The sequence below is a fragment of the Mycobacterium sp. RTGN4 genome, from assembly GCF_033804635.1.
Taxonomy (GTDB): domain Bacteria; phylum Actinomycetota; class Actinomycetes; order Mycobacteriales; family Mycobacteriaceae; genus Mycobacterium.
In genome coordinates this window covers 1-2,638 of the sequence record NZ_JAPZLB010000043.1, presented here as the reverse complement: position 1 = coordinate 2,638, position 2,638 = coordinate 1, and the positions used below count along the sequence as shown (strand labels likewise).

Annotated in this window: 2 protein-coding genes; both read left to right on the top strand. The window is 65.9% G+C overall.

Translation table 11 applies throughout. From position 1 onward, the window contains the following. The first annotated feature begins 185 nt into the window (after positions 1-185). Positions 186-1,724, top strand: a complete 1,539-nt coding sequence (istA, locus tag SLQ30_RS32990) for an IS21 family transposase (RefSeq protein ID WP_319451249.1) — start codon at positions 186-188, stop codon at positions 1,722-1,724. Positions 1,725-1,786: 62 nt separating this feature from the next. Beyond that, a complete protein-coding gene (istB, locus tag SLQ30_RS32985; protein WP_319451248.1) occupies positions 1,787-2,566 on the top strand; it encodes an IS21-like element helper ATPase IstB in 780 nt (259 codons plus the stop codon). Positions 2,567-2,638: the final 72 nt, after the last annotated feature.

The following is a 2,638-nucleotide window of genomic DNA, read 5'->3' as shown; positions in this document are numbered from 1 at the left end:
TGTCAGCGGTCACATAATTCCTCCAGCTTGAGGGGTTGTCCGTCACGGAATTCCCCCACCTCGTCTGTCACGTAATTCCGCCACCCGGGCGGTGTGGCAGCCGGTTGTGGGCCTCGTACACAGGTTCGCTCGACTCACGGATCGACTCGTGAGGAAGGGCGCCGATGGCGAGGAGAAGTTTCGACGTGTTCGACCTGATCGAGTTGTTGACCCATTGGCATGCGGGTCGGTCTCAGCGCCAGATCGCCGAGAGCTTGGGCATCGACCGCAAGACCATCGCGAAGTATCTGGCGCCGGCGATCGCCGAGTCCCTGACTCCCGGCGGGGAGCAGGTCACCGAGACCGAGTGGGCGAGCCACATCGGGCGGTGGTTTCCCGAGGTCGCTGATCCGGGTCTGCGGGCTACGACGTGGCCGGGGATCGAGGTGCACCGCGACCGGATCCGTGACTGGCTCAAAGCTGAGGTGAGTGCGGCGACCGTGGCGCAGCGGCTGCGCGATGAGCATGGCGTTGCCGCGTCGGAATCCTCAGTACGGAGGTGGATTTCGGCGAACCTGTCCGAAGAGGCGACACGCGAGAAGGTGACCGTGGCGCGCGGGCCGGTGCCGGCGGGCAGCGAAGCGCAGATCGACTACGGTCGCCTTGGGATGTGGTTCGATCCGGTCAGTGGCCGCCGCGTCGCGGTCTGGGCGTTCGTGATGGTGCTGGCCCATTCGCGGCACCTGTTCGTACAACCAGTCCTCAGAATGCATCAATCCTCCTGGTGCGCTTCGCATGTGGCGGCATTCGAGTTCTTCGGCGGCGTCCCCGCCCGGCTGGTCCCCGACAACCTGAAGACCGGTGTCACCCGGCCCGATCTGTATGACCCGAAGATCAACAAGGCCTACGCCGAACTGGCCACCCACTACCGCTGCCTGATCGACCCGGCGCGGGCGAGCAAGCCGAAAGACAAACCACGCGTCGAGCGGCCGATGCAGTACGTTCGGGACTCGTTCTGGCGCGGCCGCGAGTTCACCTCGTTGGAGGAGATGCAGGCCGCGGCAGTGGTGTGGTGCCGTGAAGTGGCTGGGGCGCGAAACTCTCGGGCCCTCGACGGCCAACAACCCGGATTCGTGTTCTCCACCGTCGAACAGCGCGCGTTACTACCGTTGCCGCGCAATGAGTTCGCACTCGCGGTGTGGTCGACGGGCAAGGTCGCCACCGACTGCCACGTCAAGGTCGGCAAAGCGCTCTACTCGGTGCCGTGGCGCCTGATGGGCCAACAAGTCCATGCCCGCACCTGCGGTGACGTCGTGCAGATCGTGCACGACGGGGACGTCGTGGCCACCCACGTCACCCACCACGGCGGGCGGGCCACCGACTTCGAGCACTACCCGCCGGAGAAGATCGCCTTCACCCTGCGCAACCCGACCTGGTGCCGCCGCGCGGCCGCCGAGGTCGGACCGGCCTGCACCCACGTGATCGCCGAGTTCATGGCCGTCAACGCCATCCACCGGCTGCGCAGCGCCCAGGGGGTGTTGGCGTTGCGCAAGACCGTCGGCGATCCGCGTCTGGAGGCGGCCTGCGCGCGGGCGATCACCGTGGGCGACCCGAGCTACCGCACCATCAAGGGCATCCTCGCCGCCGGCACCGAACTCGACGGCACCACCGAACCCACCGCGCCCCACGCCTCAGCCCACCTGCGCGGCCCGCAAGCATTTGACACCGATGGCGAGACGGCCTGAGTTCACGTCGGTAACCCCCTGTCAGTCAACACATTCCAGTCATCACAGGAGAACCCATCGCCATGAACATCCTCGACCCCGCACTACGCAACGCGCTGCGCACCCTCAAACTCACCGGCATGCTCGAAACCCTCGACGCCCGGCTGGCCCAGACCCGCGACGGCACCCTCGGGCACCTCGATTTCCTCCAAGTGCTCTGCGAAGACGAGATCGCCCGCCGCGAATCAGCAGCACTGACACGGCGCATCCGCCGAGCCCGCTTCGAGGAACAATCGACCTTCGAATCCTTCGACTTCACCGCCAACACCAAACTGCCGGCCGCGATGCTGCGCGACCTCGCTGCACTGCGCTGGCTCGACGCCGCCGAATCCGTCATCCTCTACGGACCCGTTGGCGTCGGGAAAACCCATATGGCACAAGCACTTGGGCATGCCGTGGCCCGTCGCGGCGGCGACGTCCGCTTCGCCAAGACCTCCCGCGTGCTCTCCGATCTCGCCGGCGGCCACGCCGATCGCACCTGGGGTCAACGCATCCGCGAATACACCAAGCCGTTGGTGCTGATCCTCGACGACTTCGCCATGCGCGAGCACACCGCCATGCACGCCGACGACCTCTACGAACTCATCAGTGACCGCGCCGTCAACGGTAAGCCGCTCATCCTGACCTCCAACAGATCGCCCAAGGACTGGTACAACCTGTTCCCCAACCCCGTCGTCGCCGAATCGCTGCTCGACCGGTTGATCAACACCAGCCACCAAATCCTGATGGACGGACCCAGCTACCGACCCCGAAAAAGACCTGGCGCTAGCGCGCCAGTAGACAACACCAAACCCACCCGGTAGACCTACACCGAGGCCCACCGGGTGGCGGAATTACGTGACGGACACCCCGGGGGAATTACGCGACGGTCGACA